This window comes from Emticicia sp. TH156 (assembly GCF_002855535.1).
GTDB lineage: Bacteria > Bacteroidota > Bacteroidia > Cytophagales > Spirosomataceae > Emticicia > Emticicia fluvialis.
The window spans coordinates 342,408-368,655 of record NZ_PKRS01000004.1; the positions used below are offsets into that span (position 1 = coordinate 342,408).

The 26,248-nt window shown below is 41.5% G+C and carries 16 protein-coding genes; 5 read left to right on the forward strand and 11 right to left on the reverse strand.

Annotation, left to right across the window (positions count from 1 at the left end; genetic code table 11):
* Positions 1-292: 292 nt before the first annotated feature.
* On the forward strand, positions 293-1,108 hold the full coding sequence (locus C0V77_RS10035) for a tetratricopeptide repeat protein (protein WP_158237923.1): 816 nt from the start codon (positions 293-295) through the stop codon (positions 1,106-1,108).
* Between the two features lie 389 nt (positions 1,109-1,497).
* On the opposite strand, the gene C0V77_RS10040 is transcribed toward C0V77_RS10035, so the two are convergent.
* The 8 genes from C0V77_RS10040 to C0V77_RS10075 all read right to left on the reverse strand — a co-directional run bounded on the left by C0V77_RS10040 (position 1,498) and on the right by C0V77_RS10075 (position 11,029).
* Positions 1,498-2,829, reverse strand: coding sequence for a c-type cytochrome (locus C0V77_RS10040; RefSeq protein ID WP_101726211.1), 1,332 nt, complete (start codon positions 2,827-2,829; stop codon positions 1,498-1,500).
* Between the two features lie 50 nt (positions 2,830-2,879).
* Complete coding sequence (locus C0V77_RS10045) at positions 2,880-4,310, reverse strand: cytochrome c (protein ID WP_101726212.1); 1,431 nt, start codon at positions 4,308-4,310, stop codon at positions 2,880-2,882.
* Between the two features lie 83 nt (positions 4,311-4,393).
* Entirely contained in the window at positions 4,394-4,828 is a 435-nt protein-coding gene (locus C0V77_RS10050) for a hypothetical protein (protein ID WP_101726213.1), read from the reverse strand.
* A 266-nt stretch (positions 4,829-5,094) separates the two neighbouring features.
* Positions 5,095-6,267 (reverse strand): PepSY domain-containing protein, encoded by a 1,173-nt coding sequence (locus C0V77_RS10055; protein WP_101726214.1) that lies wholly within the window; start codon positions 6,265-6,267, stop codon positions 5,095-5,097.
* A gap of 97 nt (positions 6,268-6,364) precedes the next feature.
* Positions 6,365-8,713, reverse strand: a complete 2,349-nt coding sequence (locus tag C0V77_RS10060) for a TonB-dependent receptor domain-containing protein (RefSeq protein ID WP_216824426.1) — start codon at positions 8,711-8,713, stop codon at positions 6,365-6,367.
* Between the two features lie 235 nt (positions 8,714-8,948).
* Positions 8,949-9,311 carry a DUF4260 domain-containing protein gene (locus C0V77_RS10065; RefSeq protein ID WP_101726215.1) on the reverse strand — a complete coding sequence of 121 codons (363 nt, stop codon included), beginning with the start codon at positions 9,309-9,311 and terminating at the stop codon, positions 8,949-8,951.
* Positions 9,312-9,639: 328 nt separating this feature from the next.
* Positions 9,640-10,209, reverse strand: coding sequence for a Crp/Fnr family transcriptional regulator (locus C0V77_RS10070; protein WP_101726216.1), 570 nt, complete (start codon positions 10,207-10,209; stop codon positions 9,640-9,642).
* A gap of 7 nt (positions 10,210-10,216) precedes the next feature.
* Complete coding sequence (locus tag C0V77_RS10075; RefSeq protein ID WP_101726217.1) at positions 10,217-11,029, reverse strand: oxidoreductase; 813 nt, start codon at positions 11,027-11,029, stop codon at positions 10,217-10,219.
* Positions 11,030-11,390: 361 nt separating this feature from the next.
* On the opposite strand from C0V77_RS10075, the gene C0V77_RS10080 reads away from it, so the two are divergent.
* The 4 genes from C0V77_RS10080 (at position 11,391) to C0V77_RS10100 (ending at position 17,813) form a co-directional block, all read left to right on the forward strand.
* Positions 11,391-11,753: a DUF4260 domain-containing protein gene (locus tag C0V77_RS10080; RefSeq protein ID WP_101726218.1), complete on the forward strand. Its 363-nt coding sequence runs from the start codon at positions 11,391-11,393 to the stop codon at positions 11,751-11,753.
* Positions 11,754-12,047: 294 nt separating this feature from the next.
* Positions 12,048-13,430: a TlpA disulfide reductase family protein gene (locus C0V77_RS10090; protein WP_101726220.1), complete on the forward strand. Its 1,383-nt coding sequence runs from the start codon at positions 12,048-12,050 to the stop codon at positions 13,428-13,430.
* Between the two features lie 388 nt (positions 13,431-13,818).
* Positions 13,819-15,900, forward strand: coding sequence for an ATP-dependent endonuclease (locus C0V77_RS10095; protein WP_101726297.1), 2,082 nt, complete (start codon positions 13,819-13,821; stop codon positions 15,898-15,900).
* On the forward strand, positions 15,882-17,813 hold the full coding sequence (locus C0V77_RS10100; RefSeq protein WP_101726221.1) for a UvrD-helicase domain-containing protein: 1,932 nt from the start codon (positions 15,882-15,884) through the stop codon (positions 17,811-17,813). Before C0V77_RS10095 ends, C0V77_RS10100 begins: the two co-directional genes overlap by 19 nt.
* A gap of 38 nt (positions 17,814-17,851) precedes the next feature.
* Here the strand turns inward: C0V77_RS10100 and C0V77_RS23580 are convergent, their stop codons facing one another.
* The 3 genes from C0V77_RS23580 to ppsA all read right to left on the reverse strand — a co-directional run bounded on the left by C0V77_RS23580 (position 17,852) and on the right by ppsA (position 26,245).
* Positions 17,852-17,959 (reverse strand): PEP-utilizing enzyme, encoded by a 108-nt coding sequence (locus tag C0V77_RS23580; protein WP_409012788.1) that lies wholly within the window; start codon positions 17,957-17,959, stop codon positions 17,852-17,854.
* Between the two features lie 261 nt (positions 17,960-18,220).
* On the reverse strand, positions 18,221-22,396 hold the full coding sequence (locus C0V77_RS10110) for a PAS domain-containing sensor histidine kinase (RefSeq protein WP_101726222.1): 4,176 nt from the start codon (positions 22,394-22,396) through the stop codon (positions 18,221-18,223).
* A gap of 1,242 nt (positions 22,397-23,638) precedes the next feature.
* Positions 23,639-26,245, reverse strand: coding sequence for a phosphoenolpyruvate synthase (gene ppsA, locus C0V77_RS10120; protein ID WP_101726224.1), 2,607 nt, complete (start codon positions 26,243-26,245; stop codon positions 23,639-23,641).
* Positions 26,246-26,248: the final 3 nt, after the last annotated feature.

Here is a 26,248-nt window from a genome sequence, read left to right on the forward strand (position 1 = left end):
TTAAGAGAAGGATAAGTTAAAAGAACCTAGGGCAATTTGCAAAGCAATTCGACAATGCCAAATTGCATCTTCAATCGACTTAGAGTTCTATTTGTTAGGTTAGAATTTCAATATTAGAAGATTGATACTTTCCCGGCAAGAATTTCTTATTTAACGGCACCCTATATACTAACACCTCTATTATTTTTTCGCTCTCTGCGAATCCAGCTATGCCCTCTGCAAACAAATTTTCCTTATTTTTGCCTACAAACAGTTCCGCAATAATACTTAACATTATAAATATTTCATGCTGATGACCCGCTACTTTTTGAATCGCTGTGTAATTACCCTTATTGTGTTGCTTGGTACTGTCTTTCATGCCTCGGCGCAAACGGCTGAGGAGTATCTTAAAGCCGGAGAAAAGAAGTTTGCCAACAAGGCTTATAAAGAAGCATTGATTGACTTCGACAAAGCCATTTTGCTGAATCCGAAAAGCATTGAGGCTTATAATGCCAAAGGTTCGTGCTTGTATGAATTGAAACAATTCAAAAAAGCTGCTGAGGCTTATGGGTATGTCATAAAGTTTGACTCCACCAATGCCGACGCTTATAATAAACGCGGGGTTTGTTATGTGTATGGGCCTTTCCGACTGAGAGAGGCGATAAAAGATTACACGAAAGCAATCAATCTTAACCCTGATAATATTAAGCCGTATTATAATCGTGGTTTTTTGAGAAACTGGGGAAGAGGCTCTGCCTGCGCTATCGGCGATTTCACCGCGATATTAATGATTGATTCTACCAATTCAAATATTTGGATTAACCGGGGTAACAGTTTTAAAAAAGACAAACAATTTACTGCTGCTATACTAGATTACACCAAAGCTATTAGCAAAGATGCCCCAGATAAACTTATGGCGTATTTCAACAGAGGGATTTGCTATGAGGCCATCGGTAAAAATGACGACGCAGCCCAGGATTTTAACACTGTCTTGAGGCTAGACCCCTCTAAGCCAGACAATACCGCTTACTTAAAACAACCCATGCAGCTCAAGCATCTGCATCGTAAGGCCAAAAAAATCATTAAAAAGGCATTTCCAAGTAACAAACAGTGGCAGTTAAAGGTTTAAAGCAACTGGATCTACCCCTACCCGAATGTAATTTTGTGCATAAAACTACGCAGTACTAATCCTTGGTTATACCAACTGTCATAAGTTTGGGATTATTGTTAAGCGGGCATTAAACAATAAATTTTATTGAATAGCCGAAGCGTCCGGCTCTGCAAACGCCCCGGCTATCATAAGGCAATTATCATTTTATAAATCCGGTCTATTAAACCTGTTTTGCCTCCAATCATTTTACACCGATATAAATACCAGTATCATAGAAAGTATAAGCAAAAGCAACAGTATAAGTATGCCTACCTGCTTTCCGGATGAAAAACCACTAGTTGCTTGTCGTTTAGATTTCTTCATAAGGCTATCATAGTTTAAAAAGTGCAAAAAACCTTTTTTCTATACTAATGAAGAGAAAGAATCCATTCGGCCACCTGCTGTACCTGTTGGTCGGTTAGTTGGGTTTGTGGTGGCATAGGTGGGCCTTCGCGCTTTTTACCGGGCTTTTTAATCCAGCTTACCAAACCAGCCTTGTTTCCCTTATAAATACCGGCGGCTTCTTTCATGGCGGGGCCTACCAGTTTTTCATCTACCTGGTGGCAGGCTATGCAGTTATTATTGAAAATATCCTGGCCGGGTAGCTTGGGCGCATCTGCTGAAACCACCTTAGCTTTACCGGCTTCGGCAGTGGCTTCTTTTACCAGTTTCTCGTAAGCTGCAGTTTTGGCAGCTACCAGCTTGCGGTGCGGGTTAAGGGCGTTAGAACGGTAAAGCTGCCTGCCAGACCCCATAAATATAACTACAATACTCATGGCAATGGCTATCCTGCCAAAATATCTGCCAAATTGGGTTTCGTCGGCATTAATTTCTTTCCAGAGCCACACCATTGCTACTATGGCTACCGCCGCACCACTCAGAATCACCAGCAGCACATTAGAAGCCAGCCCTTGCGAAGGCAGGGTGATAAGTATAATGGGTCCTATAATAAACTGTATCAGCGAACCATAAAATGTAATGGTGTACAGATTTTTACGGACTCTGAAACGGGAAAGCGTTGGATAGCGGGACTCGAAATCATAGGTTTTCCGCCCCCAGTACCACACCAGAAACAAGCCCGAAGCGGCCATACAGGCATTCAGGAAATGCAGGTATCGTGGAAAAACATTGGGAAGCAGTAATGCTGAAAAGAACCCCTCAACAACCGACCATTTATCAGGGAACATCATGAGATTGACATTGGTAAGAAAAATGAGCGGTATAAAAAGAAAAATTAGCACGGCCGTAGCCAGAAAACTGATATGAAGCAGCTTGTTATGTTGTAACCGTTGCCATAAAAACTTATGCGCATAAAGCAGCAGTAACGCAATAGTTACCAAGGGTATAACCATAATCCACATCAGGCCGGTGAGGGCATTGGCCGTATAAAAATAAGTGGTATAAAGCGTATTAATGACCAATAGCGGAGCAATGCCCATAACAATGGCCAGCGACTTATTGACTGTAATGGTTTCGGCAACTGAGTAGGCCAGTTTGTCGTAGTCGGGTTTACGAAGCCCGAGTATCTGATAAAAAAGAGCAAGAACAGAGCCTCCAACCATTAGATTTATAAAAAGAATGTGTACCAGAAACGATACAACCAGTAACAAAACCAGTAGCCACTCTGGTAGCGGCAATGGTAGAGGCAGGTCTTTCTGCACTATTTGCGGTGCTGCCTGCAATAATATATAATAAAACATAATGAATTGCTGATTTAATGAGCGCCATTAAAGGCGCATAAAAATTTAAGTTACTGTCCGGCTGAAACCTCAGAAGGCTTTAAGAGTCCCAACCCGTTTTGCGAACCTTCAACCGGCAGGGTGTAGTCTTGCTGAAGGGTTTTAATAAACACACAAAGCGCCTCAAGCTCCTGATTATTGCCGGGAAACGGCGGCATAAAATAGCGTGCCCGATGCATATTTTTTATGTAGGCTTTCATTTGCGCGGTATCCCAGGGTTTATTGCCAAACATAGCCGTAAACTTGCCTTTTATTGGGTTTACCATGCCATTGGTTGTATGGCAGCGGCTACAGGTAATAATAAATACGTCTCTTCCTGCTTCGGTTATGTTGCCAGCTGTTATCTGTTTGGTAGGCACAAAGTTTGCGTGCTTCAGAACGCCGTCTCGCTGCAAAAGGGGGTAATCTTCAACCCTTATACCATTAGAGTACATATACTCGCCAATTACATAAGGTTTGCGGATAAACTCGCGCAGGCGTTCAAAGTGGCCCATCAGCACTACTACCAGCAGTATTGAAAGCCCCGCCAGCCACGATGGCACCGTGGCAGGCTTAAAAAACGACCAGTTGGCGGTTATCATAACCAGCCCAATAGCTATGCCCACTATACTAATTATCTGCGAGTACCAGTTCTGAAACTCCATAGTACCCATAGCCACAGGCAAATTTCCAATCAGGTTATCAGGAATCACATAGTAATAAAAAGCCGCGCTCAACGCTGCCAAAGGGGCCCAAACCAGCACCCAGCGACTAATGAACCTGACAATGACAGCCTGGAAAGCCGGGTCTTTACGGGTAAAAATGATAGCCAGAAACAGGGCTATCATTCCGCCCATTGTCATGGCCAGCGCAGTGCGGAATAACAGCTGCGGTACGTATATCGGATTCAGGAACCCATAAATGAAACTACGATTGGCGTTCCAGTTGCCGGTGTCCATCATAAAAGAAAGAATAGATACGATGATAGACATGGTTATCCACGAAAAAAACGATAGAAAAATACCATAGCGCAAGTGTTTGGCTCTATCGGTTATGGTTGACCGCAGCTTTTTCCAGGTAAGAAAATAAAGCAATATCAACACTACTTCAGTTACAAAGACAATCCATTCAACAAACCATGCGCCAAAGAAAACACGAATGAGACTGCCAATGGAGGCTGGGTTTACCAGCGAAGCCGAAAACCAGATACCAACACCTGTCATGGCGCCAATAGTGGTAGTAATAAGAAATGCAAAGAAAAGTATCCGGTAGGCGGTTTTATCCCACTTTTCGGCCTGAGCCGGGTCAGTCTTTAAAAGACTGAAACCTTTAAACTCTAGCATGGCCACAACGGGCATCAACCCAACTGCCAGTGCGTGATTAATAACGGCATGAAGCACCGCTATAATAGCGATTAAGGCCCGGTTTCCGAGGAAATCGAGATGAAATATTGGAAAATCCATGATGATTCGGTTTAATTAGACAATAAAAATGCAGGCCGTGCCAAACAGGACGACCAGGTGAAGCATACGTGCTTCATTATTGTTTATACCGATACCTGTGGAGGATGGATAATTTTGGCGTAGAAATCCTGAAAATAACCGTTTTTGTAGGCATAGTTGCGTTGAGGCCAGTCATTGACACCCTGTGCCGGGTTAACAGCCAGATCTATGTCTTCTACAAAAAGATTGAACGAAAAAGCCAGATTTACCGAGGTTTGTTTCTTTTGGGTGGGTTTCTGCCCGAAATCGAGCAGGTCAAGTAGTTTTTTTTGGAGTTCTTTTTCAAACAGTGCTACTTTTTTTTCAATACTGGCATTTTGCCTGCTGAACTCCTCTGGGTTTTTTACAGAAAAACAGAAAAGAAAAGTAAGCGTGCTTTGGGCAAAGAAAACGATAAATATAGAGAATATAACCCACCTCCGGGCCTGAGAAACCTGCCCGGCAGAAAGTTGCTTGATATGGATTATACGGCGAACCAAATTACTTTATTTACCGCACAAATATACAGCTAAAAGATTAAAAAATATGCTTTCAAACCCTGCTTTTATAAGGGGGTTGCTATTTTGGGGTACTTTTCGAGCCGCCCAGCCATGTTATAGGTCTACACAAATCTATTTAAAGCCTTTAACTGATGTTAAACCCCTTTTATATCAAAAACCTGGGCACACAGGAGATTTTTGCAGGGTTTTATTATTTATAAATCGTATACACACGGCAATGCCCTGTCTATAAAAACACACCAACCTCAACTAACCGCCACTTTTTTACTCTTTCTTTTACCTTTCTTTGCACTGCTTTTCTCTTTATTCAGCCAGATTATGAAACCGGTAACGGGCAGGGAGGCGCAAATGAGAGAGACTACAAATGCCAGAATTTTGGTGGGCAGCCCGCCTATGGCGCCTATGTGTAAATCAAAGTTGAGCGAGGCCATTTTATCGCCGGGTGCCTGGTTTTCATTTGATTTCAACTGCTTGATTTGGCCGTCCGACTGGTTAAAGTACAGCCATCTGAAAACCCCGGTGCGGTCTTTGTTCAGCCTTATCTGTATATCGTGTGTTTTTTCGGTAGAGTCGCGTAGCCTGATTGACATCATGTCGGCCTTGGGGTAGGTCTGCAAGGCATAAATCAAGGCGTTGTCGAGCGTTTTGTTCAGGGGTTGCGGCACTGGCACAAAGTCTTTTTTAGCTTTTGCCACGCTTCCGAGTTTGTTCAGGGTATCGGTATAAAAAGTTTTAAAGCCGGGGAAAGCAAACACCAGCCCCGTTACACTTATGATAAAAGCAAAAACAAGGCTGTAAAAGCCCAGCACATTGTGGAGGTCGTGGTTGAGGCGTTTCCAGCGGTAGCTGAAATTAAGCCATAAACCTTGTTTCACGGTTGCGCGGTTCCATTTTTTAGGCCACCACAACACCAGACCCGTCAGCAGCAGCAACACAAAAACGGCCGTAGAATAACCCACCACCGGATGCCCGATTTTCTTACCCAGCAGCAAATTGAGGTGCAATTGCAACACAACCTGAAAAAACTCTTTTCTGGTGTCTTCAACGGCCTGTATGGCTCCGGTGTAGGGGTTCATAAACACCCTTTTATAATACTGCTGGTAGTTATAATAGCCAAAGGCATTGTCATTGGTTTTGTTTGCTCTGAACACCCAGGTTCTTCCGGCGTCGGGGTACAGGTCTATCCTTGATATTTTCTCTCCGGCTTGCAGGCCTGCCTGTGCCTTTTGCAGCAGGGTGGTTAAAGGCAAAGGCTTTGGATTGAGCGCGGTTTGGTGCAGGTAATACTTTTGGGGGTATGCCCATAGCTTCAGGTCGTCGTGAAATACGTAAATACAGCCGGTAATGCTGACAATAAAAACTACCATACCGGTTATAAGGCCAAGCCATTTGTGCAACCAGAGAAAAAATGCTTTCATAAAAAGGTAATTATAAATAACTGCAAAGGGTGCATACCCGCTCCGGTAGCGGCTGCCGCCGGAGCAAGATGATGCTTAATTCAGATTAAAACTGTTATCAGAATCTGAAGCGGGTGTTGATGTTCAGCTGTGTGCCGTTACCCCTTACATAATTGGCGTTTAAGCCCGGGTAAAGGCTGGCAGGGTTAAAATACACATTGTTAAACAGGTTTTCTACCCCCAGGCTAAAGCTGAGTTTTTGGTTGAGATTATAAGTACCTGCCAGGTTGAATAAATGATACCCGATAATTGGGCCTTCGCCATTCAGGTACTTACCGTTAGCCTGCTTCTGGAAGCGGTCGCGGTCGCCTACATATACCCAGTAAAACTGCAGGTTGAGCTTGCTGACAGGTGAGTAATACAAAAAGCCTGTTGCCTTAGGCGGGGCAATTCTGGCGCCGCTCAGGTATTTTTTGCTGCCGTCTTCAAAAATAGCCTTGCCCTCTACAAATGCGTAAGTACCTCCTATTTTCAGTTGGTCGGTCAGGCGCAGGTCGGCGGCTACTTCATAACCATATACCCTTTCAGGCTCGCGCTGCGGAAGCAGATACCCGCCTACATCTACCAGATTAGCGCCGAGGTCAGACGTACTGATGTAATACGCCGCCGAAAAGTTGAAGCCTTTGATGCGGCTTGAAAAACCCACCTCATAGTTATTGGTGATGATGGGGTCTGTTTCCATGCTTTCAATGGTGTTGGCGGTTGCCCGGCGGATAATGCGCCCCAGCTCATTAATGGCAAAGCCCTGCGAGAAACTCACAAACGGATTGAAGAAGTCTGAACGGGCGTAGCGCAAACCAGCATTAAACATGGTGGCATTGTAGGGTATCTTACCCCCCTTTACGGCTATGCTTCCGGCATTGTTGGGGCCGGTGGCAATGGTGTTGAAATCGTTGATGGTTACCGTGGCGTTTTCGTAGCGCACCCCTCCTTTCAGAATCAGGTTATTAACAATATCTACTTTCAACTGGGCATAAGGCGCCAGATTCACCATGTTCATATTCGGAATATAGACCCGACCATCTACCAGGTCCTGATTGGTGATGTCGTTCAGCAGGTCTAGTCCGTAGGTAATCTCAGCAGGCATTTTACCTATTACAAACGGGGTGTTAAGATTAATGCGCAAGCCTTTTTTCTTAGAATTGATCATGGTTTGCCCCGGGCCATACCAGGCCGTTCCGGTGGTAACGTAGCGATTCATGGAGCTAAACGAGTTGATATATACGGAGGCATCCAGCTGGGTTTTACCAAACAGGTTTCTGCGGGTGTAGGTTACCAGTGCGTTATGGTTGAAGGGTGTCCCTGCGGGTTTGCCGGGGTCGGTTCCCTCCACACCAATGGTGGGTGTCTGGCCGTACACCCCGTCTTTGCTGATGTATTTGGTGTGCTGCGTGCTATTGAAATAATTGTAAAAAGCGCTGACAGACGAAAGCGCGTTGATGTCGTAACTTACTTTGGCAAAAGCATTGTACTGGTAAGAGTTAGAGAGGCCGTCGGTTTGTCCTAAAGGAATACCCTCGCCATCTCTTTGCAGACCGATGTATTCGGCCGACCCTGCCACACTATAGCCCCATTTACCCTTTTTACCGCCCAGATACTGCGAGGCACGGTAGCCCAGCGTACCATTGGAGCTGAACGGATTCAACGAAACCCCCACGCTGCTTTCGCCGGTTAGTGGGGTATCGCCTTCGTTTTTCTTGGTTATGTAGTTGATAATACCCCCGCCAGAGCCATTACCATAGATGGAAGTAGCGCCTTTGATAACCTCTACGCGCTCAATAACGGCCGGATTAATGGTGCGGATGTCGCGCGAGCCGTTCATTAACGGCGTAGATTGCGGAATACCGTCTATCAGCACCAATACCGCACGGCCACGGAGGGTCTGGCCTGAGTTAACCGCCTTATTGGTAGACACCCCCAGACCCGGTACCGTAAAACCCAACACGCTTGAAATGTCGGTGGTGATATTGCTCTGGGCTTCTATATCACGGCGGGAAAGAATAGTAATAGACGACGGAATGGTTGAGATATGCTCAGGCTTACGGCCAGCAGTTACTACCACTTCAGACAGGCTCTTCTGGCTGTATTGCAAAACAACTTGAAAAATACTGCCGGGGGTATCGGCACTGAAGGATGTTTTGTAGGTTTCATAGCCGATGGCTCTAATCTCCAGCACGTTGTTGGGGATAAGTGTTATGTTCGACTGATAATACCCTGTGGCGTCGGTAAGGCCAATTGCTTTTTGATTCAGAATCACTGTAGCGCCGGGTACAGCCTCCTGGCGGGTATCTTTTACCTGAATGCGGATTTGTTGTGCTGATGCGCCAATGGCCATTAATAACAGAATTAATGCGCCCGAAAACAAAAAAATGTGGCGTCTGTAATGGTTAAAAAAAGGTGTAGACATTATAAGTTTGTTGTAATTGTATTTAGACTAATTATAAATAAGCCGCAAATATAAGAAAAGAAATGAATGAGGTGCAAGGAAAAGGAAATATTTGAAGAGGGTATGGGGTAAGGAACATAGGGCGTTGCGCAGAGAGTTAAGAACAAAATAGATTATGGTATTTCGATGGAGATTCGTGATTGTTATTGCTCTTTAGGGGTTCAAAATTTTGAACCCTTACGTTCGGTTCATAGAATCAAGATTTCCCATTCTCTTCAATCAATCCCAAATGCGTATTTTTAAAACTGTCTTCATTTTTAAGGCCATAGCCAAACATTCTATCCATTGATGAATATCCAAATACAATCACACCTGCCAATGTAAGTAAAGAATTATTAAGCAAGAATCCTGCGCCAATGACAGCAATGGCAATTAATTTATGATGGAAAAAATTATAAACCCATGCTCCGGTTTTGGTATTCACAGCATAGCCAATTATTGATAAATCGGGCAATAGAATACAGGCTGTAAAAATCCACCAGGCATAATCAAGTTGATTAAAAAGTATAATTACCAGCATAAACTGTCCGAGTTCTTCCAATTTCAAAAGATTTTTCATCACGTTGTTTATATAAAGTGATGATTAGTTTGATTCTTACACAAAGGTCTGAAAACTAAACCCGATTGGTCTTGACAAAAATCAAGGAATTTTTGGACAGAGGGCTTTTGTGGCGCGAACATCTTGTTCGCGTGAGGGGTGGAGGGCAAATGGAGTTTTGAAGCGTGCGAAGGTAAATAGGCAAAGAGTGAAAAGAAATTCAAAGGTATCAGCAGAGTCTCCCGCCTGCATAAGCCCCTTGCCTCGCTATTGGCACGCACACTCGGGAGACTCCGCCGCGACATTAATTGATACCAAACGGTAAGGGTTCAAAATTTTGAACCCCTACTCACCGAATATTCTTTCTTATCCTACTCAACGAAGATTGCGTAATACCTAAATAAGACGCTAAATAAGACAGCGGAATCCGGTTTGCCACATTAGGGAATTTTTCAAGAAAAGAGAGATAACGTTCTGTGGCATCTTCTGCCATCATCATACTGATTTTATTTACCTTTTCGGCCAGGCCTTTAGCGGTTATTTTGGAAACAATGGTATCCCACTCTATAATGGTCATGGATAAATCTTTCATGGCAGTTTTGGACAACACAAGGTAGGTGCAAGGTGTGATGGCCTGTATATACTCTGTCGACGGAATTTCCTGATTATAGCTGTTTACATCGGCCAGAAAGTTATTTTCCTCAATGAAATACTTCGTAATCTCATCGCCTTTATTGTTGTAATAACAAACACGCATGATACCCTCTGTCAGAAAAATAACCTCGCGAGGTACCTTTCCGGCTTCATGATAATACTCGTCTTTCTTGATTTCGCGGACAACAGCTTTGCTTTTGATTAAATCAATCTGCTGGCTGTTCAGATTTCCGAACTGCAATATATAGTTAATAAATGCTTCCATAAAACCGTTATTTCATCTGACTCATAATCAATCGGTCGAATAATTTATCTGACAGCATTCTTCTGAAAAACAACATCATTTTTGCTCCTGAAGCACCTACATATCTTGTTTCAGGATTACGCGCTTCAATTCCTTTTCTAATCAGTTTAGCAATTACAATCGGGTCGGCAGCGTCTTTTTGTATGGTGGCATACATATTGTTTACGCCTTTTGCCAGAGAGCTGTAAGCCGTATTGCCCGAAACGCGCATCATATAGTCTGAGCCCAGCCCTGTCATTTCTGATTTCGTGCCGCCGGGTTCAATCACAATCACATCAATTCCAAAGCCTTTCACCTCTTTTCTTAGGGCATCACTCAAACCCTCAATGGCAAATTTACTGGCATGATACCATCCGCCCAAAGGTAAAGTTACCTTCCCTCCCACCGAAGAAATATTCACTATTTTGCCGTAGCTATTTTTCCGCATAGTCGGCAGCACCAATTGTATCAGGCGAGCCACCGCAAAAACATTGACTTCCATCTGGTATTTGGCATCGGCCATTGGCATGTCTTCCAAAGCGCCATAATAGCCGGAGCCTGCATTGTTGATTAAAATATCTATGCTGCCTGTTTCTTTTATGATATGCTCAATGCAGGCAACCATACTATCTTCGCGGGTAACGTCTAATGCAACAGGTACTATGCCAAATGCCTTAAGATCCTGCATTTTTTCAATTCTTCTTGCGCCACCATAAACCTTATAACCATTTTGAGCCAGATAAATTGCGGTTGCTTTCCCGATTCCTGATGAGGCTCCTGTAATTAAAACTGTCTTTGCCATCTTTTAAATTTTTAAATGAATTGTTAGGCAAAGGTGAATAGTTCATATCTGATTTGTTTTGCCATTTGGCAAAAAGCAAAGATTGGCGTAAAATTATGCGATAATACAATTAATGATGATTGAATTTACACAACATATCCCGGTCTTGAATCATTCCGCTCAAGAAGATGAAAATTCAAGGCAAGCCACACAATTCTGAACCCCTGCAGTTTGGTATCTGTTTTATTATACCTTCTGGAAATAAACCGGCAAACAAGATCTTCGCGCCACCTGGCATTGCAAAATCTTGATTTTTATCAAGACCAACCGGGGATTTTATTCTGACCTTTGCAGCAGACATTAAAAATTCAATAATAAAGCAATGAAAAATTTACTGACACTCGAAGAATTAGGCCAATTACTCCTATCTGTATTCCTGTTTAATCAGCTTCCTTATGCCTGGTGGGTTTTTCCGGCTTGTATATTGCTGCCTGATTTATCTATGGTTGGCTACCTGCATAACACAAGAACAGGGGCGTTTTTATATAATTTTTTCCATCATAAATTGTTGGCGGTGCTGGTTATTGGTATAGGCTTCGGCTTCAATATTCCGCTTGCGGGGCTGGCGGGTGTGATATTGTTCGGGCATTCGTCAATGGACAGAATATTCGGTTATGGCCTGAAATATAACGACAACTTTAAAAATACGCATCTGGGGGTAATCGGGCAAAATGCCAGAGCTTAAGCCCGATAGCTATCTTTTAACTATAAGGCCAACTCATTGGCTGAAGTGTCTCTTGCGTTTGCACTTTTGCACCACACAAGAGGCACTTCTTTTTTTGGGCTATTGGGGTGATGAATCTGCCAGATTTATACCGCTAAATAACAATACCTTGCGCCAGCCAGTTTTATTGACTACTATTGCAGGCAATTGGTATGCGGCAGTAATAGCTTTGAAAGCCCTGCCGGAATACTTTTTTCCACCAATGCAAGTTGCAGACCTCACTGCTGGGTTGTGCTTGCCTGCAAATGATTGCCCATGAAAAAACTCTGTTTTCTGCCTTTAATTGTATTTCTGGCCTGCTCGCCCGATAAAAAAAAGCAAGACACGCAGGCAGATAAATCTGCAGACACTGTTACTATCGTTTTCAGGTCGGCTGAAACTGACCAGCTTTTAGTACACCCTGCCATCACACTGAAAGAAACGGAAACACTGGAGTCTTCTTATCAGATGAATCCCGGTGATACCCTGACCTTACAGCTCAATGCTGCCCTGCAGACGGTTAGTCTTGACTATCAGTTTGTATGGAGCCTGGAATTTATCGTTTCGCCCGGAGATACCATTGTGGCAGAGATTGAAACACAACAGAAAAACGTGTACCGGTTGGTAAATGGTAAAAGACAGGCTATAAAAAGCGTGGAGGAAGAAGCCTACTGCGATACCAGCGCCATACAGGCACAGAAACGGCAAATGGAAAAAAGCCTGAAGCTGAAAGCCACCCAACCTGCCGCAGCTCTGAAGGCTTTTACCAGTGCTAATGAAGCTTATTTCGGACGAAAACGCGACTCACTGCTACGCATAGGCAGCCCAAGAGCCAGGCTGCTGGCTGATGTGGTACTGGCCGACCAATATGGCCATTTAATGGATTTTAATGCTGAATTTAAAGATGCCGGACTGGAACAGACTTTGGTGTCTGACAAGTACCTTAACCGGCAAAACTTTAATAACCGCCACCTGACACCCATCTTTAATGCTTACCAATACCATTATATAATCAGAAACGCGATGGATAAACCGTTGGTAGAGCAATATAAAAGCGCATTTACGGGTTTTCCGGAAGAAATAGAGGCAACATTTAAGCTGAGTACCATTATTCAGATGATTCTGAATAAGTATGACCGCAAAACGCTGATAGCCTACATTGATGATTATAAGCACGTTTTTGGCTCGAACCAGACGCTGGAATACTGGATGAAAGAGATTGACTACGGCACCCCCGTAAGCAATGACCTTTACCTGACAGATACCCAAAACAGCCGAACAACCTGGAAAGACCTGCTGAAACAATGGAGAGGGAAGGTAGTGTACGTTGACTTCTGGGCCAGCTGGTGCGGCCCCTGCATTGGCGAAATGCCGTATTCAAAAAAATTGAAAAGTGAGCTGAAAGACGTAGAATTTGTGTATTTGGCACTAAATGATGAAGAACAACCCTGGGAAAAAGCCCTTGACAAGTACGAGATAACCGAGAAAAGCTACCTGATAACCAACTCTAAAACATCGGCCTTTATAACCGACCACCGGATAAACTCCATACCACGCTATATGATTATCAACAAAAAAGGAGAGATAGTCAATGCTGATGCCCCAAGGCCATCGTCGAAGGAAATCAGTTATTTGCTGAAAGCAGAACTACGCAGGTAATTCTATCTAAGCCTTTACCCTACCGGCAGCAACTGCCAATGGCTGAATGATTCAGATTTTTTTGGTGCGGCAGGGGTTAGCTGTGAAGGTTATTGGCAACGAATAATCAGATAACATGGCAAACTGTTGGCAAAGAAAATATTGCCTTTGATGTTATTTATTTACTTATTGCTGATATTGCTGCAAGAATTAATGCAATTAAAGTGTTTTTTTTCTAGAATAGAGATTTACTAAACATTTAACTGCGATAATTCATGAGCGATATAAAAATTCCTAAAATTATTAATACAATAAAAAACACTGTTTTATATATCTTTTGATTAGGAAAGGAAAAATAATGTTGAAATAAAAAGAGATAAAAACTAATTATATTTGGTAAATTGTATTTATGAAAATAACAAAAATTGAAGTTGCGAATTTTCGTTTATTAAAGAATTTTTCAATGGACTTGGAAGAAAGCCTTTCCTTAGTTATTGGTAAAAATAATACAGGAAAAACCTCTATTCTTGCGATTATCGATAAATTCTTGAATGAGAAAAGCAAATTTTCTTTTGATGACTTGAATATAGATTTTAAGAATGAATTAGAGGGTCTTGTAAAATCAATTAATACACCTCATGAGTTTTTACCGATAGGTATTAAACTAAAAGTTTACATTGAATATAATGAGACTGACGATTTATCAAATGTCAGTAGAGTATTGATGGATTTAGACCCTAACAATAATAAAATTGTCTTAGGATTTGAATATACAATTAGTTTTGCCGATTTCCTTAGCCTCAGAACTGACTATTCTGCTTTTGTAACGAATGAAAATAGTAAATTTGAAAAGAATAAAAATTATAAGCCTAAAGAGTTAAAAGAATTTTTAAAGCAAAATTTAGACAATTATTTTCATACGCACAAGAAATCTTTTGAGTACGATATAACTACTAATAGAGTCAATGATGCTAACTTTATAGATATGAATAAAGAAGGAATTAGCATTAAAGATATAATTAGTTTCAAATACATTAGTGCTAGGCGTGATGTAACCAATAAAGAAAAAGAAAACACGCTATCTAAACAAACATCCTATCTTTATAAAAAGAAAGAAGATAATAGTGAAAAAACTCAAGCCACCGAAGATTTTAAAGACCAACTTTCAGAGACTGACACTACATTAAGCAGTATTTATAAAGGCCTGTTCAGCGAGGTAATAAATAAAGTACACAATTTTGGAGGTATAAAACCGAATGATACAGATATAGCTATAATTTCAACTCTACAGCATAGGGAACTACTAGAAGGAAATACAACCGTTGTCTATACTCACGACGACCATAAGCTGCCAGAACACTATAATGGCTTAGGCTATATGAACCTTATAAGTATGATTTTTGAAATTGAAATTCTAGTACAGGATTTTAAAAGAGATAAAGACAAAAAGCCCGCAGATATCAATTTGTTAGTCATTGAAGAACCTGAAGCACATACCCACCCACAAATGCAGTATGTCTTTATTAAAAACATAAAGAAATTACTTGCTAAGGGTATCAAAAGAGATGATGGAATAAATAGACCGCTTCAATACATAATTACAACACATTCATCTCACATTGTTGCAGATAGTGATTTTGATGATATTAAATATTTGAAAGCAGAAGCTAAGAACAATGTAACTGCGAAAAATCTTTCAGATTTGAGAAAGCAATATGATGCTGGCTCAAATCAATATCAGTTTCTAAAACAATATTTGACTATAAGTAGGGCTGAAATTTTCTTTGCTGATAAAGCGGTTCTAATCGAGGGAGATACAGAAAGAATATTGATACCTACTTTTATGCGGAAAGTTGATTTGGAGGAAGCAACTCGTTTAAAAGCAGAAGGCAAAAAAGATACTTTTTTGCCACTATTATCTCAAAATATATCTATCATTGAAGTTGGGGCTTATTCGCAAATCTTCGAAAAGTTTATCGAATTTTTGGGGATAAAATCTCTGATTTTAACGGATATTGATGCTATCAAAGTTGTGAAACAAGATGAGAAAGGACAAGATGTTTGGGGGGCTTGCCCTGTTAATGAAGGTACAAAAACAAGCAATTCTGCAATCAACCATTTTCTGAAAGAAGTTACTTGGGATGATTTAAAAACACTGCCTGTTGGAAACAGAACAATTCTAATCGGAAGTTCTACGCTTTGTATATGTTATCAGCAGGAAGAAGACACCTATCACGCACGGAGTTTTGAGGATGCTTTTATTCACATAAACCGTGTATTCGTAAACAGCAAGAAAGATGAATTTCAAGGGTTACAAAACACAAAATTGTTTGATGATGGTGTAAGTAATGCTTATATTTTAGCGGGTTCTTGTATAAAAAAGAAAACTCATTTTGCATTGGATATTTTATATCACAGCGATAAGGATTTTAGTAATTGGAATATTCCTGCATATATTAAAAATGGCTTATTATGGTTGAAGGAAGATTAAGCCTAGAACCCGAAGTACAGCAAATTTTCCAATCAATTGATGATGGAAGAAACTTTCTATTAAGCGGTGGGGCTGGAAGTGGTAAAACCTATTCGTTGGTAAGTGTTATTCGTCAGATAATAGCTGAAAACCCAACAGCAAAAGTAGCTTGCATGACATACACCAATGCAGCAGTAAAGGAAATCGAAGGAAGAGTAAATCATAAGAACTTGAGTGTTTCTACAATTCACGATTTCTTATGGGAAAATATAAAACATTTTCAAAAAGAGCTTAAACTGGCTATCATTTCATTAGCCAACAATGAAGATGTTGGTAAAATTTTACTTGATGAAGAAAAACCTATTCCAGAAAATTATTTTGATATTCTATCAGATGGGATACAATATAAAGAGTCTGTATTTTTGCGTAAAGGGATAATTTCTCACGATGAGTTGCTTCTAGTTGCAAACTATCTTTTTGAGAAATATCCAAAACTTAGCGATACTGTAAAGGACAAATACAATTTCATATTTATTGATGAATATCAAGATACAGGTAAGCCTGTTGTAGATATATTTCTTATTCACTTCAAGAAAAGTAAAAGAAAAAGTATTATTGGATTCTTTGGCGATGCAATGCAATCAATTTACGAAGATGGAATTGGAAATTTAGATGAATATAAAGGAGATGGTGTAGATACTGTAAATGAAATTCCCAAAAAACAGAATAGAAGAAACCCTCAACTGGTAATTAATTTGGCAAATAAACTCCGGACTGACGGTATTACGCAAGAACCTTCTACCGACCCTAATGCACCCAATATGGTTGAAGGCGTAGTAAAGCAAGGTACTGTACTGTTTCTACATTCTAATGATGGCGATATTAACAAGGTTGAAAAATTCTTGGAAGAAAATTATAGCTGGAATTTCAATAATTCAAAAGAAACAAAGGAACTGAACCTTACTCATAATTTGATAGCAGGCAAAGCAGGGTTTAGAACACTTATGGATATTTATGATGATGACCCTGTACTTGGATTGAAATCTGAAATTCTTGAAAAGATAAAATACAATAAGAAGAAAAATAGACCCGAAATTGAAATCAACGAGGACGATACATTTGATGCAGTCGTTGATAGGTTTCAATTAAGAAACAGTAAAAGGCAACTAAAAAAGGATATTTTATTAGCTGACCCTGTAAAAGCGGAATTGTACAACCAATTGAAAGATAGACCATTCTCTGAAGTAAGAAAGTTGTACTTGAGCAAAGATGCTCTTATAGATGACAAAAAACAAGATGAGAATGATGAAAGCAAGAAAGGTTCAAAACGAGATAATCTTATAAAGCACTTGTTTAAAATACAAACGAATATATCTTTTTACCAAAACAAGCGATATAATGAATTTTTAAGAGCAACGGATAACCGTTTTATGGTAATAAGTATTGCGAAGAAAAGAGAGCTTAAAGAAAACATCGAAAGCCTTATAAACGTCGGGGATAAAACTATTGAAGATATAATTATCGAAGCTAACGAACGAGGGATTTGTATAATTGACGATAAGCTCCTTGATTTTAAGGAGAAAAAAGAGTATTTGTATAATCGTGTAAAAGAAGTAAAGTTTAGTGAGTTTCAAAAACTATATGAATATTTAGAAGGGCAAACACCTTTTTCGACACAACATAAAACAAAAGGTGCAGAATTTGATAATGTTTTGGTTGTTCTTGACAATGGAGGTTGGAACAAATATAATTTTGGAAATCTTTTTTTAGAAACAGGTCCAGCAACGGTATTAGACAGAACACAAAAAATATTTTATGTCTGCTGCACAAGGGCTAAGGAGAATTTAGCAGTTTTCTTTCACAATCCTGATGCAGACGTAATAGCGAAAGCCAAAATATGGTTTGGAGTGGACAATGTAATTGATATTGGCTAAAATGACCCATCTACCCCATTTACTCTTATTTGTTGGCCTTATTTTATCAGGGTGGTGGCGTTTTGTACGCCTACTACTGCGGGCAGGCCATATTCGCGAGATATGACGGAGCCGTGGGTCATCATGCCGCTTACTTCGGTAACCAGCCCTTGTTCATCTAAATATACAACATTTAGTAGTTGTGTACAGCGTTATCAGAACGGTTAAGATTAATATTTCTAAAACACATCAATTGATTGAATAATCAGGCGGAAAGGGGAATGTCTAATCCCGTTTAGGCAACTGCTATTCAGCATTGTCGGTGTGTTTCTGGCATAGTGCCAAAGTTCAGTATTTTCAGAGAACAGCCGCTCTGACTGATTGCATAATCAGCCGGGCGGGGAGGTAACCAAAAGGATTGTTGCGCTTTATGTGGCTGAGCGATTAAACCTGAGTTTAAATGTGGTGCCTACATTTACCGTACTTTCTACTTCTATGGTGCCGCCAAGGCTTTCCATTTGTGACTTAACCAAAAACAATCCTAAGCCTATGCTGTTCGGGCGGTCATGAAAACGCTGATATAATCCAAAAAGCTTTTCTTTATGAAGTTCTACATCAAATCCGATACCATTGTCAGAAAAAACAAGAACAATCTCTTTATCTGTCTTTTGGGTTTCAATTTTGATTTTCAGGCCGCGGTCGGTCGCTCTGTACTTGAGGGCATTGGTCATGAGATTCATGAGAATACTCTCCATGTAAGTTTCTGTAAAAACTACGCTTGGTGCCAATTCAAAATGGGTTTCAATGTCGGCTTCAGCTTCCTGAATCAGAAAATTCAGTTGATTTTTAATTTGCAGCAGTATTTGTTCAAAAAACACCTCTTTATATTCTATGGTGTTGTTCTCTCTGATTATCAGAATCTTTATCAGGTCATCCAGTGTGTTGCTGAGTTGAAGGGTGGATGCCCTGAAACCATCAAAAATAACTTTCAGCACCGGGTCTTCAATCTGCATTTCTTCAAGGAGTTGTATGAACCCCAACAGATTAGATAAGGGCGCTCTCAGGTTATGTGAGGTAATGAAAGAGAAGTTTCTCAGGTCATTGTTTCTTTTGTTCAGCGTGTATATCAGATTTTCACGTTCAATATCCAGATTTTTACGCTCGGTTATGTCTCTGAAATTAACCACTATGGCATTTACGGCAGCATCGTTCAGCAAATTCTGGCAACTGGCTTCCAGCCAAATATAGCTTCCGTCTTTGCAAAGATTCCGATACTCAAAATACCGGGTTATTTTAGGATCCTTAGCCACATCAACAAATGCCTTTGAAACAGTATCCAGGTCATCCGGGTGAACCAGGTCAAATCTTATTTGGCCAATCAGATCGCTTTCCTCATATCCAAGAATCTTAATCCCGGACTGGCTAATCTCTTGCATTATTCCGTAAGGGTCCATCAGGCATAACCCATCGTTGCTGTTTTGTAAAAGGCTTCTGAAACGTCTCTCATTATCTCTGATTTTCGCCTGGGCCTTCATTTTTTCAGAAACATCGCGGGCAATTCTTGATATGCCCACAATATTGCCGTTGTTATCTTTTATGGGCGACGCCGTTATTGAAATATCGAGCAATTGGCCTGATTTGTTGATTCTTTGGGTTTCGTAATAATTAACAGGCTCGCCTTTATAAATTTTGTCGAAAATCTCCTCTTCTTCAGCCAAACGTTCAGGCGGCACAATGAGGTAAATGCTATTACCGATTACTTCTTTATCTTCATAACCAAACATTCTGGCGGCTCCTTTATTCCAGCTTATGATGTTTTTCTTTGTATCAAGGCTTAAAATGGCATCTTCCGAGCTATTGATTATAGATACCAGGAGGTCTTGCTGTTCTTCGAACAATTTGCGCTCTGTTATATCTCTGAAACTGCCCACAATCGCATTAATTTCAGGTTTGTGTAACATATTGGTCAGGGTTCCTTCCAGCCAAAGGAAGTTATCCTCCAGGTTGAGCAACCTTAAGGCACACAAAAATGGCACTTCCGGATTCTGCAAAGACCTGTTAAAGCACGTCATTACGTTATCCAGATCCTCCGGGTGTATCCGATCAAGAATAGCAGGTATTTTTGTTGCATCGTTCATGTAACCAAATACCTTTTGTATAGCAGGGCTAAGAAACTCAATATTTTGGTTTGCATCAAGAAGAAACAGGAGGTCATGGCTGTTGGCAATAATAGACCTGAACTTCAACTCTCTTTTAGCTAATTCTTCCTCGGCTTGTTTTCTTTCTGTAATATCTCTGCCGGTAACGCATATACCGGTTATCTGCCCGTTTTCAATAACCGGGCTAATTGTATAATTAATCCATAAAAGTCTGTTGTCTTTTGTATAGGGGCGGTCATACCGAATGGTTTCGCTTTGCAAAGCTCTGTCGAGGAAAGACTGAACAATGGCTTTTCTATCATCGGCAAGTATTTCTAAAAGATGCCTTCCTTCCATCATTTCAGAATTGGCATTGAGAAGTCCAAACGAGTAAGCGTTCGTATTGAAGGTCTTTATTTTTCCTTGGGTGTCTAGCAAAACAAATGCCTCAGAGGTATTATCAAAAATCGCTTTCAGGTTAGATTCTGAAATTTTAATGATCTCTAAAGCCTCTTTACGCTCGGTAACATCTGTATAGTTTGAAACAATGGCCTCTACGCTTGCATCATTCAAAAGGTTGGTTATGTGGCCTTCCACCCATTTATAGGTACCATTTTTGCATTTAAGCCGGTTCAGCCTTGGCACCGAAAGTTCAGGGTGTTTCAACAATTGCTCAAAAACAGATTCTGTTTCAATGGCCTGTTCTTCATGCATAAATAACAGATTCCGTTTACCAATTACTTCGGTGTTGATATAGCCAGTCAGTTTCTCAAATGCCGGGCTCACATAAGAGATAATCCCCTCTGCGTTGGTCAGTATAATAATATCCTCTCCTTTTTCAATCAGCGCCCTGAAACGATTCTCACTTTTTATTTTCTGCTCTTCCGCTGTTTTACTAGCCGTAATGTCTCTGTAATTGCAAACAATGGCCCCCACGTTTGCATCATGCAACAGGTTGGTAATGAGGCCTTCAAACCATAAATATTGCCCTTCCTTATTTTTTAACGGCAGCAAACGGTGAATAGGAACGCCCGGATTCTGAATAATTTCTGACCATGTAGTTTCCGCCATTTCTAAAAAATCAGGATGCAGGCAATCCAGAAACAAATTGGGGTTGTTTATGCTGTCTTCAAAGGTAAATCCTGTAATTTTCTCAAAAGAAGGGCTCGCATACTCTATTATCCCTTTTTCATCGGTCAGAATTATAATATCACTTGCATTTTCAATCAGCGACCTGAACCGGTTTTCATTTTTCACCACCTCTGCTTCGGCCAGTATTCGCTCGGTGGCGTCCTGATAATTGGAAACAACTGCCCTGACGTTTTCATCGTTTAGCATATTAGTTACCAGACCATCCAGGTAAACATCGTGGCCATCTTTATGCTGAAAATGCAAACTACATGAGATAGGGATACCGGGTTTTTCTAACGACTCCCGAAAAGTCTTTCTTGCTTTTTCAGCATCGTCGGGATGCAACCTTGAAACAAACAAACCGGGGTTATTCTGAAGTTCTGCAAAGCAAATACCGGTAACTTTTTCAAATGCAGGGCTTACATAACTCACATTTCCACTTTTATCATTCACAATTACAATATCAGATGAGTTTTCTACCAAAGCCCTGAAACGCCTTTCGCTTAGCTCCAATAGTTTTTCTGCTTTCTTTCTGTTACTAATATCACTGATAAAAGTGCCCACCTGTATTTCGCCATTGCTTGTTTGATAAGTAACTGACGAAAGCTCAACCGGAAACCGCTCGCCATTTTTTCTGATAGCGGTGGCTTCACCATAATTCCTGCCCAGTTTATTTCTTTCCTCTAAAAAACTTAGAAATTCTTTATCTGTATGGTCAATAAATGCGATTCGGTTTAATTGCTTAAACTCTTCTTTGCTGTAGCCAAACATTTCTACTGCCGAATCATTGACGTCGAGGATATCGCCGTTCAAATTACTCAGAAAGAAGGCATCCAACGAGTTTTCAATAATTGTCTTACATTTATTCTCATGGCTTTGAATGTCTGACTCGGCCTTTTTTAGAAGAGACATATCAATGGCCGAGACAAAAACCCCAACAATTGTCTTTTGCTTGTTATAAATAGGTTTGTATTTATTTCTGTAGGTCAGCCGGGCATTCTCATTTATCGGTATATCCACATCCGTTATAAGCGTTTCACCCTTCAGTGCGTGTTCATAAGCGTTTCGTGCAATTTCTTTTCTGCCTGCCGGTGCATAGTCCAGTATGTTATCCCCCTTATTTACTGTCCTTCCGAAGTATCTCTGATAGAGCGCTTTAAAATGAACACCCACATCGGCTATGGTTAAGTTAGTATCAACAATCAAAAAGCTGTCTTCGCTATAGTTGGCCAGCAGGTCATGGTAATCAAGTTTTGCTGCTAACAAAGAGGAAGAACTATTTTCATCAAGATTCGATTTCATACGCGAACGAAGATTGTTTAGGTTATCAGCCATGCTTCAAATCAGGCAGGTGATAATAGTTTTTCAAGTATCTCTTTTTAAGAGAATAATTGACAGGTGCATAGTATTCTAAAAACCCTGTTTTTAGAGAAATAGTTAATGGTTTCCTTAAATATTCTCTAACCATTGAATGTTTAGAGCGCAGTGGTTTTTTTCTGCTGGTAAATGAGATGATGGGCAATTTATGAAACAGGTTTTATAAAATACCTGATGATGGTTTACGGTCAACTGAATCGGGAATACCTGCCCGGAAACAATGGGGGGTATCCTGACCCGGAAAAATCAATTGAGAAAAACCATCTGCCTTATAAGCAGCTATTGCTTTAAAAGAAGCAATGGCTGCTTAGCTGTTTATATGGGCGATTATTGCGTTTGCAAATGAGTTCATTGGTAATAGTAGTTTTGTAAAAGTCAAAGTATTTATATAGTAATAGATACAAAGTATTTTTTTTACCGTTGTACCTGTTTTAGGGCAGTTTTTAAATTAATCAGAAATCTGAATTGGTTACTGGCCTACTGCCATTAATTAATTCATGCCTGGTAATATTAACGAAGTTGTGCGAAGAAAGATGCAGAATTGATGCAATTTACACAAACTTCCTGAATCGGAGAAATAATGAATATAAATACTCATTATTTTTAACTATCAGACCAATAAAATTGTTCTTTATTAGTTATATTTAACTAAAATTAACCCGTAGTGCATTTTGAATCGTAGCATATAAGCTGCCAATAAATATTCTAAAGGGTTTGATTGAACCATTCAGTTCAACATCTTCAAGTCTTTTAATGCAGAAATGAATCTGCACTTGTTTAGGATTGCTTTTAGATTGATTCTGCGTTTTTTGAAAGATTGGGTATCCCGTAGGGATGATATATTAACTACTCAACAATCAATATATTATCCCTGACGGGATACGCAGCTATAAGCCAAATCTACGTCTACTGATATACCATCCCTACGGGATTCCTTTTGAATGAAAGGTTAACTGATTAAATTCAACCATCTTTGATTAGTGCTAATTGGAGGTCTATTTGTGTAGTCATCTTAAATGCACTACGAGTTAAAATTATGTCTAGTTTAGCAGGTTTTAATGCTAAAAAGTACGAGGCGTTATAAATACTTTTCTTCTGAAAAGCAGCTTTTCTATCAGTAATAGCTGTATTTTCTGATTGGCAAATTACCAAAATACAGCAGGCAAGGGCGCTAAAAAAAATGAGGTTCCGGTCATCATTTCACAATACCTCTACATACCCATCTACCCCGTTTACTCTTATCATCTGGCCGTCTTTTATCAGGGTGGTGGCGTTTTGTACGCCTACTACTGCGGGCAGGCCATATTCGCGGGCTATTACTGAGCCGTGGGTCATCATGCCGCCTACTTCGGTAACCAGCCCGCTGATGCACACAAACAGGGGTGTCCAGCTTGGGTCGGTAAAGGTTGTTATCAGTATATCTCCGGGTTCAAGATTGGCATCGGCCATGTTGAGTATCACACGTGCGCGGCCTTCCATTATACCTGCTGAAACGGCCAGCCCCGCAAAGGCTCCGGCAGGTAGGTTTTCATGCTGGTATCTGCCTGTAATGATTTCTCCGTCTGACGTTATCACCCTCGGTGGTGTCAGTTTTTCATAATGTTTAAATTCCGCTTTCCGCTCGCTGATAATGGCATAATCCAGTTGATTGGTACGCACAACGTCTTGCAATTCTTCAAACATGAGGTAGAAGATATCTTCTTTTTCCTGAATCAACCCCGCCGCTGTCAGTTGGGCTGCTTCATTCAGTAAAGCCTGTTTATAAATCCAGTAACGGCTCACGATGCTGTACTTGGGGTATTCGCGGTAACCGCTAAAATCCCTTATTTTATCAATATACTGCTTGGCTTCTGCTGCTTTTTGTTCACCATCAGGCAGATTTTTCAGTCTCTTCAGTAGTTTCTGTTCCTTATTTCGGGCCTCCTGCAAGCCTTGTTCAAACTTGCGCTTGCCTGCCCCCGGCTCAAAGTTTCTGATGTTCCCCAGTATCAGGGGTATCAGCGTGGCAGGTTGCTCAATCCAGCGGTTTCTGGTTATATCTATTTCTCCGGCACAACGCATACCATATTTGTTCAGAAAAGCCTCAATGGCCGTTCTGGCTTCTGCACCACCCTTCAATGGCAATAAGTGGTTCAAAAAATCATCCGCCTTTGTTTGCTGCAAAAAAGCTATTACTTCGGGGTACGGTCGCATCAAATCTGCCAAGTCCATCAGCGCCAGGCCCATTTCAGAGGTAACATTATTGGGTACCGACTGCGCCAGCGTATCGCCTGCGTTCTTTTCACCCAGCCACTCCAACATTTTTTCGTTCAGCCAGGCCAGCGCATCCATTCCGGCCAGAATCGCCGCCATGCTTTCAGGTTGAAACAACATTTGCCGCATCTGAATGACATCTTCTCTGATGAAATCAAACAACTCTGCCCCGGATTTCGCGACAATGTTTTGCTTTAACGCCGCAACGGCTGCCTCATTTTTCAGTATCAGCTCTGCCACCACGGCCTTGTTAATGCTTAGGTCTGGCTTAACTGCCGAAACAGGCATAGGCTGGCTCTCTGAATTGGTAGTGCCAGCCGGAATAAAATCGCCCCGCTCTATGACCGTCAGCAGGGCATCTTTCATGAGCGGGTCAGACTTGCCCATCATATTCAGCAGTGTTTCGCGCCCACCGGGCGATGCCAGCATGGCTGTTACATCTACAAACAGCCTTCCACCGGCGGTGCGCATACGCGCAAGGGTGTTAAGCAGGTAAAAAGACAACCCGAGGGGCTTTAGGGCGTCGGTCATCATCTGCTGATGCCCCACCGAAATATACAGGTGGTTCTGGTCGTCGTCAGCCTGTGGCACGGGGAATAAAGTTGTAATGGGCCGACTCTGGACGATATAAAATTCGCCATCGGCCAGGCACCACTCAACATCCTGTGGTTGGCCGAAACAGGCTTCTATCTTTCTGCCCAGTTGTGCCAGACTTAGCATCTCAGCATCGCTGAGCACCTGTGCCTTTTGTTGCGCAAGCGTCATTTCACGGGTTGTGGTTCCACCGGCTTTCAGTGGCTCTACAGACAGCTTTTGGGTGTATATCTGTTTGCCTGTAATCTTATCTTCCTGTACTTTATAGTGGTCGGCATTTACCCGTCCGCCAACCAGCGCCTCCCCCAGCCCAAACCCGGCATCTATACATACCACTTTCCGGTTACCATTAACAGGGTCGGCCGTAAACAGAATACCCGAGGCCTGCGGAAAAACCATCTGTTGCACCAGCACCGACAATTCCACCCGGCGGTGGTGGAACCCGTTCTGAATGCGATAAATAACCGCCCGCACGGTAAAGAGCGAAGCCCAGCAACGGCGGATGTGGTGCAGGATGGAATCTATGCCGATGATGTTCAGGTAGGTATCCTGCTGCCCGGCAAATGAGGCAGTGGGTAAGTCTTCAGCCGTTGCGCTAGACCTGACGGCGTAAGCCTTTTGCCCGCCCGATTGCCGCAGATAGTGTTCAATTTCTTCGGCCAAACCCTGCGGCAAAGTTGCATTGCTGATACAATCACGGATTTTTGAACTGACAAGGCTGATACCGGCGTGGTCGTCCGGTGGTAAATCAGCCAGTTTGTCCAGCAATCGGTTCAACTGCTCATGGCCGCCCAGGGTATCCTTAAAGGCTTGGGTAGTAATACAGAAACCATCAGGCACCCTGATACCGGCCATGCCTGTCAGTTCGCCCAGATTAGCCGCCTTGCCCCCCACCAAAGCCACATGCGTGCGGTTAATGTGTTGCAAACCCAGCAGATACGTATATTTTTTATCGGTCATGGG

Excerpts from the sequence above, each read along its gene's own strand:
- C0V77_RS10035 (WP_158237923.1), top strand. The coding sequence starts at position 293 with ATGACCCGCTACTTTTTGAATCGCTGTGTAATTACCCTTATTGTGTTG.
- C0V77_RS10040 (WP_101726211.1), bottom strand. The coding sequence starts at position 2,829 with ATGTTTTATTATATATTATTGCAGGCAGCACCGCAAATAGTGCAGAAA.
- C0V77_RS10045 (WP_101726212.1), bottom strand. The coding sequence starts at position 4,310 with ATGGATTTTCCAATATTTCATCTCGATTTCCTCGGAAACCGGGCCTTA.
- C0V77_RS10055 (WP_101726214.1), bottom strand. The coding sequence starts at position 6,267 with ATGAAAGCATTTTTTCTCTGGTTGCACAAATGGCTTGGCCTTATAACC.
- C0V77_RS10060 (WP_216824426.1), bottom strand. The coding sequence starts at position 8,713 with ATGTCTACACCTTTTTTTAACCATTACAGACGCCACATTTTTTTGTTT.
- C0V77_RS10065 (WP_101726215.1), bottom strand. The coding sequence starts at position 9,311 with ATGAAAAATCTTTTGAAATTGGAAGAACTCGGACAGTTTATGCTGGTA.
- C0V77_RS10070 (WP_101726216.1), bottom strand. The coding sequence starts at position 10,209 with ATGGAAGCATTTATTAACTATATATTGCAGTTCGGAAATCTGAACAGC.
- C0V77_RS10075 (WP_101726217.1), bottom strand. The coding sequence starts at position 11,029 with ATGGCAAAGACAGTTTTAATTACAGGAGCCTCATCAGGAATCGGGAAA.
- C0V77_RS10080 (WP_101726218.1), top strand. The coding sequence starts at position 11,391 with ATGAAAAATTTACTGACACTCGAAGAATTAGGCCAATTACTCCTATCT.
- C0V77_RS10090 (WP_101726220.1), top strand. The coding sequence starts at position 12,048 with ATGAAAAAACTCTGTTTTCTGCCTTTAATTGTATTTCTGGCCTGCTCG.
- C0V77_RS10095 (WP_101726297.1), top strand. The coding sequence starts at position 13,819 with ATGAAAATAACAAAAATTGAAGTTGCGAATTTTCGTTTATTAAAGAAT.
- C0V77_RS10100 (WP_101726221.1), top strand. The coding sequence starts at position 15,882 with ATGGTTGAAGGAAGATTAAGCCTAGAACCCGAAGTACAGCAAATTTTC.
- C0V77_RS10110 (WP_101726222.1), bottom strand. The coding sequence starts at position 22,396 with ATGGCTGATAACCTAAACAATCTTCGTTCGCGTATGAAATCGAATCTT.
- ppsA (WP_101726224.1), bottom strand. The coding sequence starts at position 26,245 with ATGACCGATAAAAAATATACGTATCTGCTGGGTTTGCAACACATTAAC.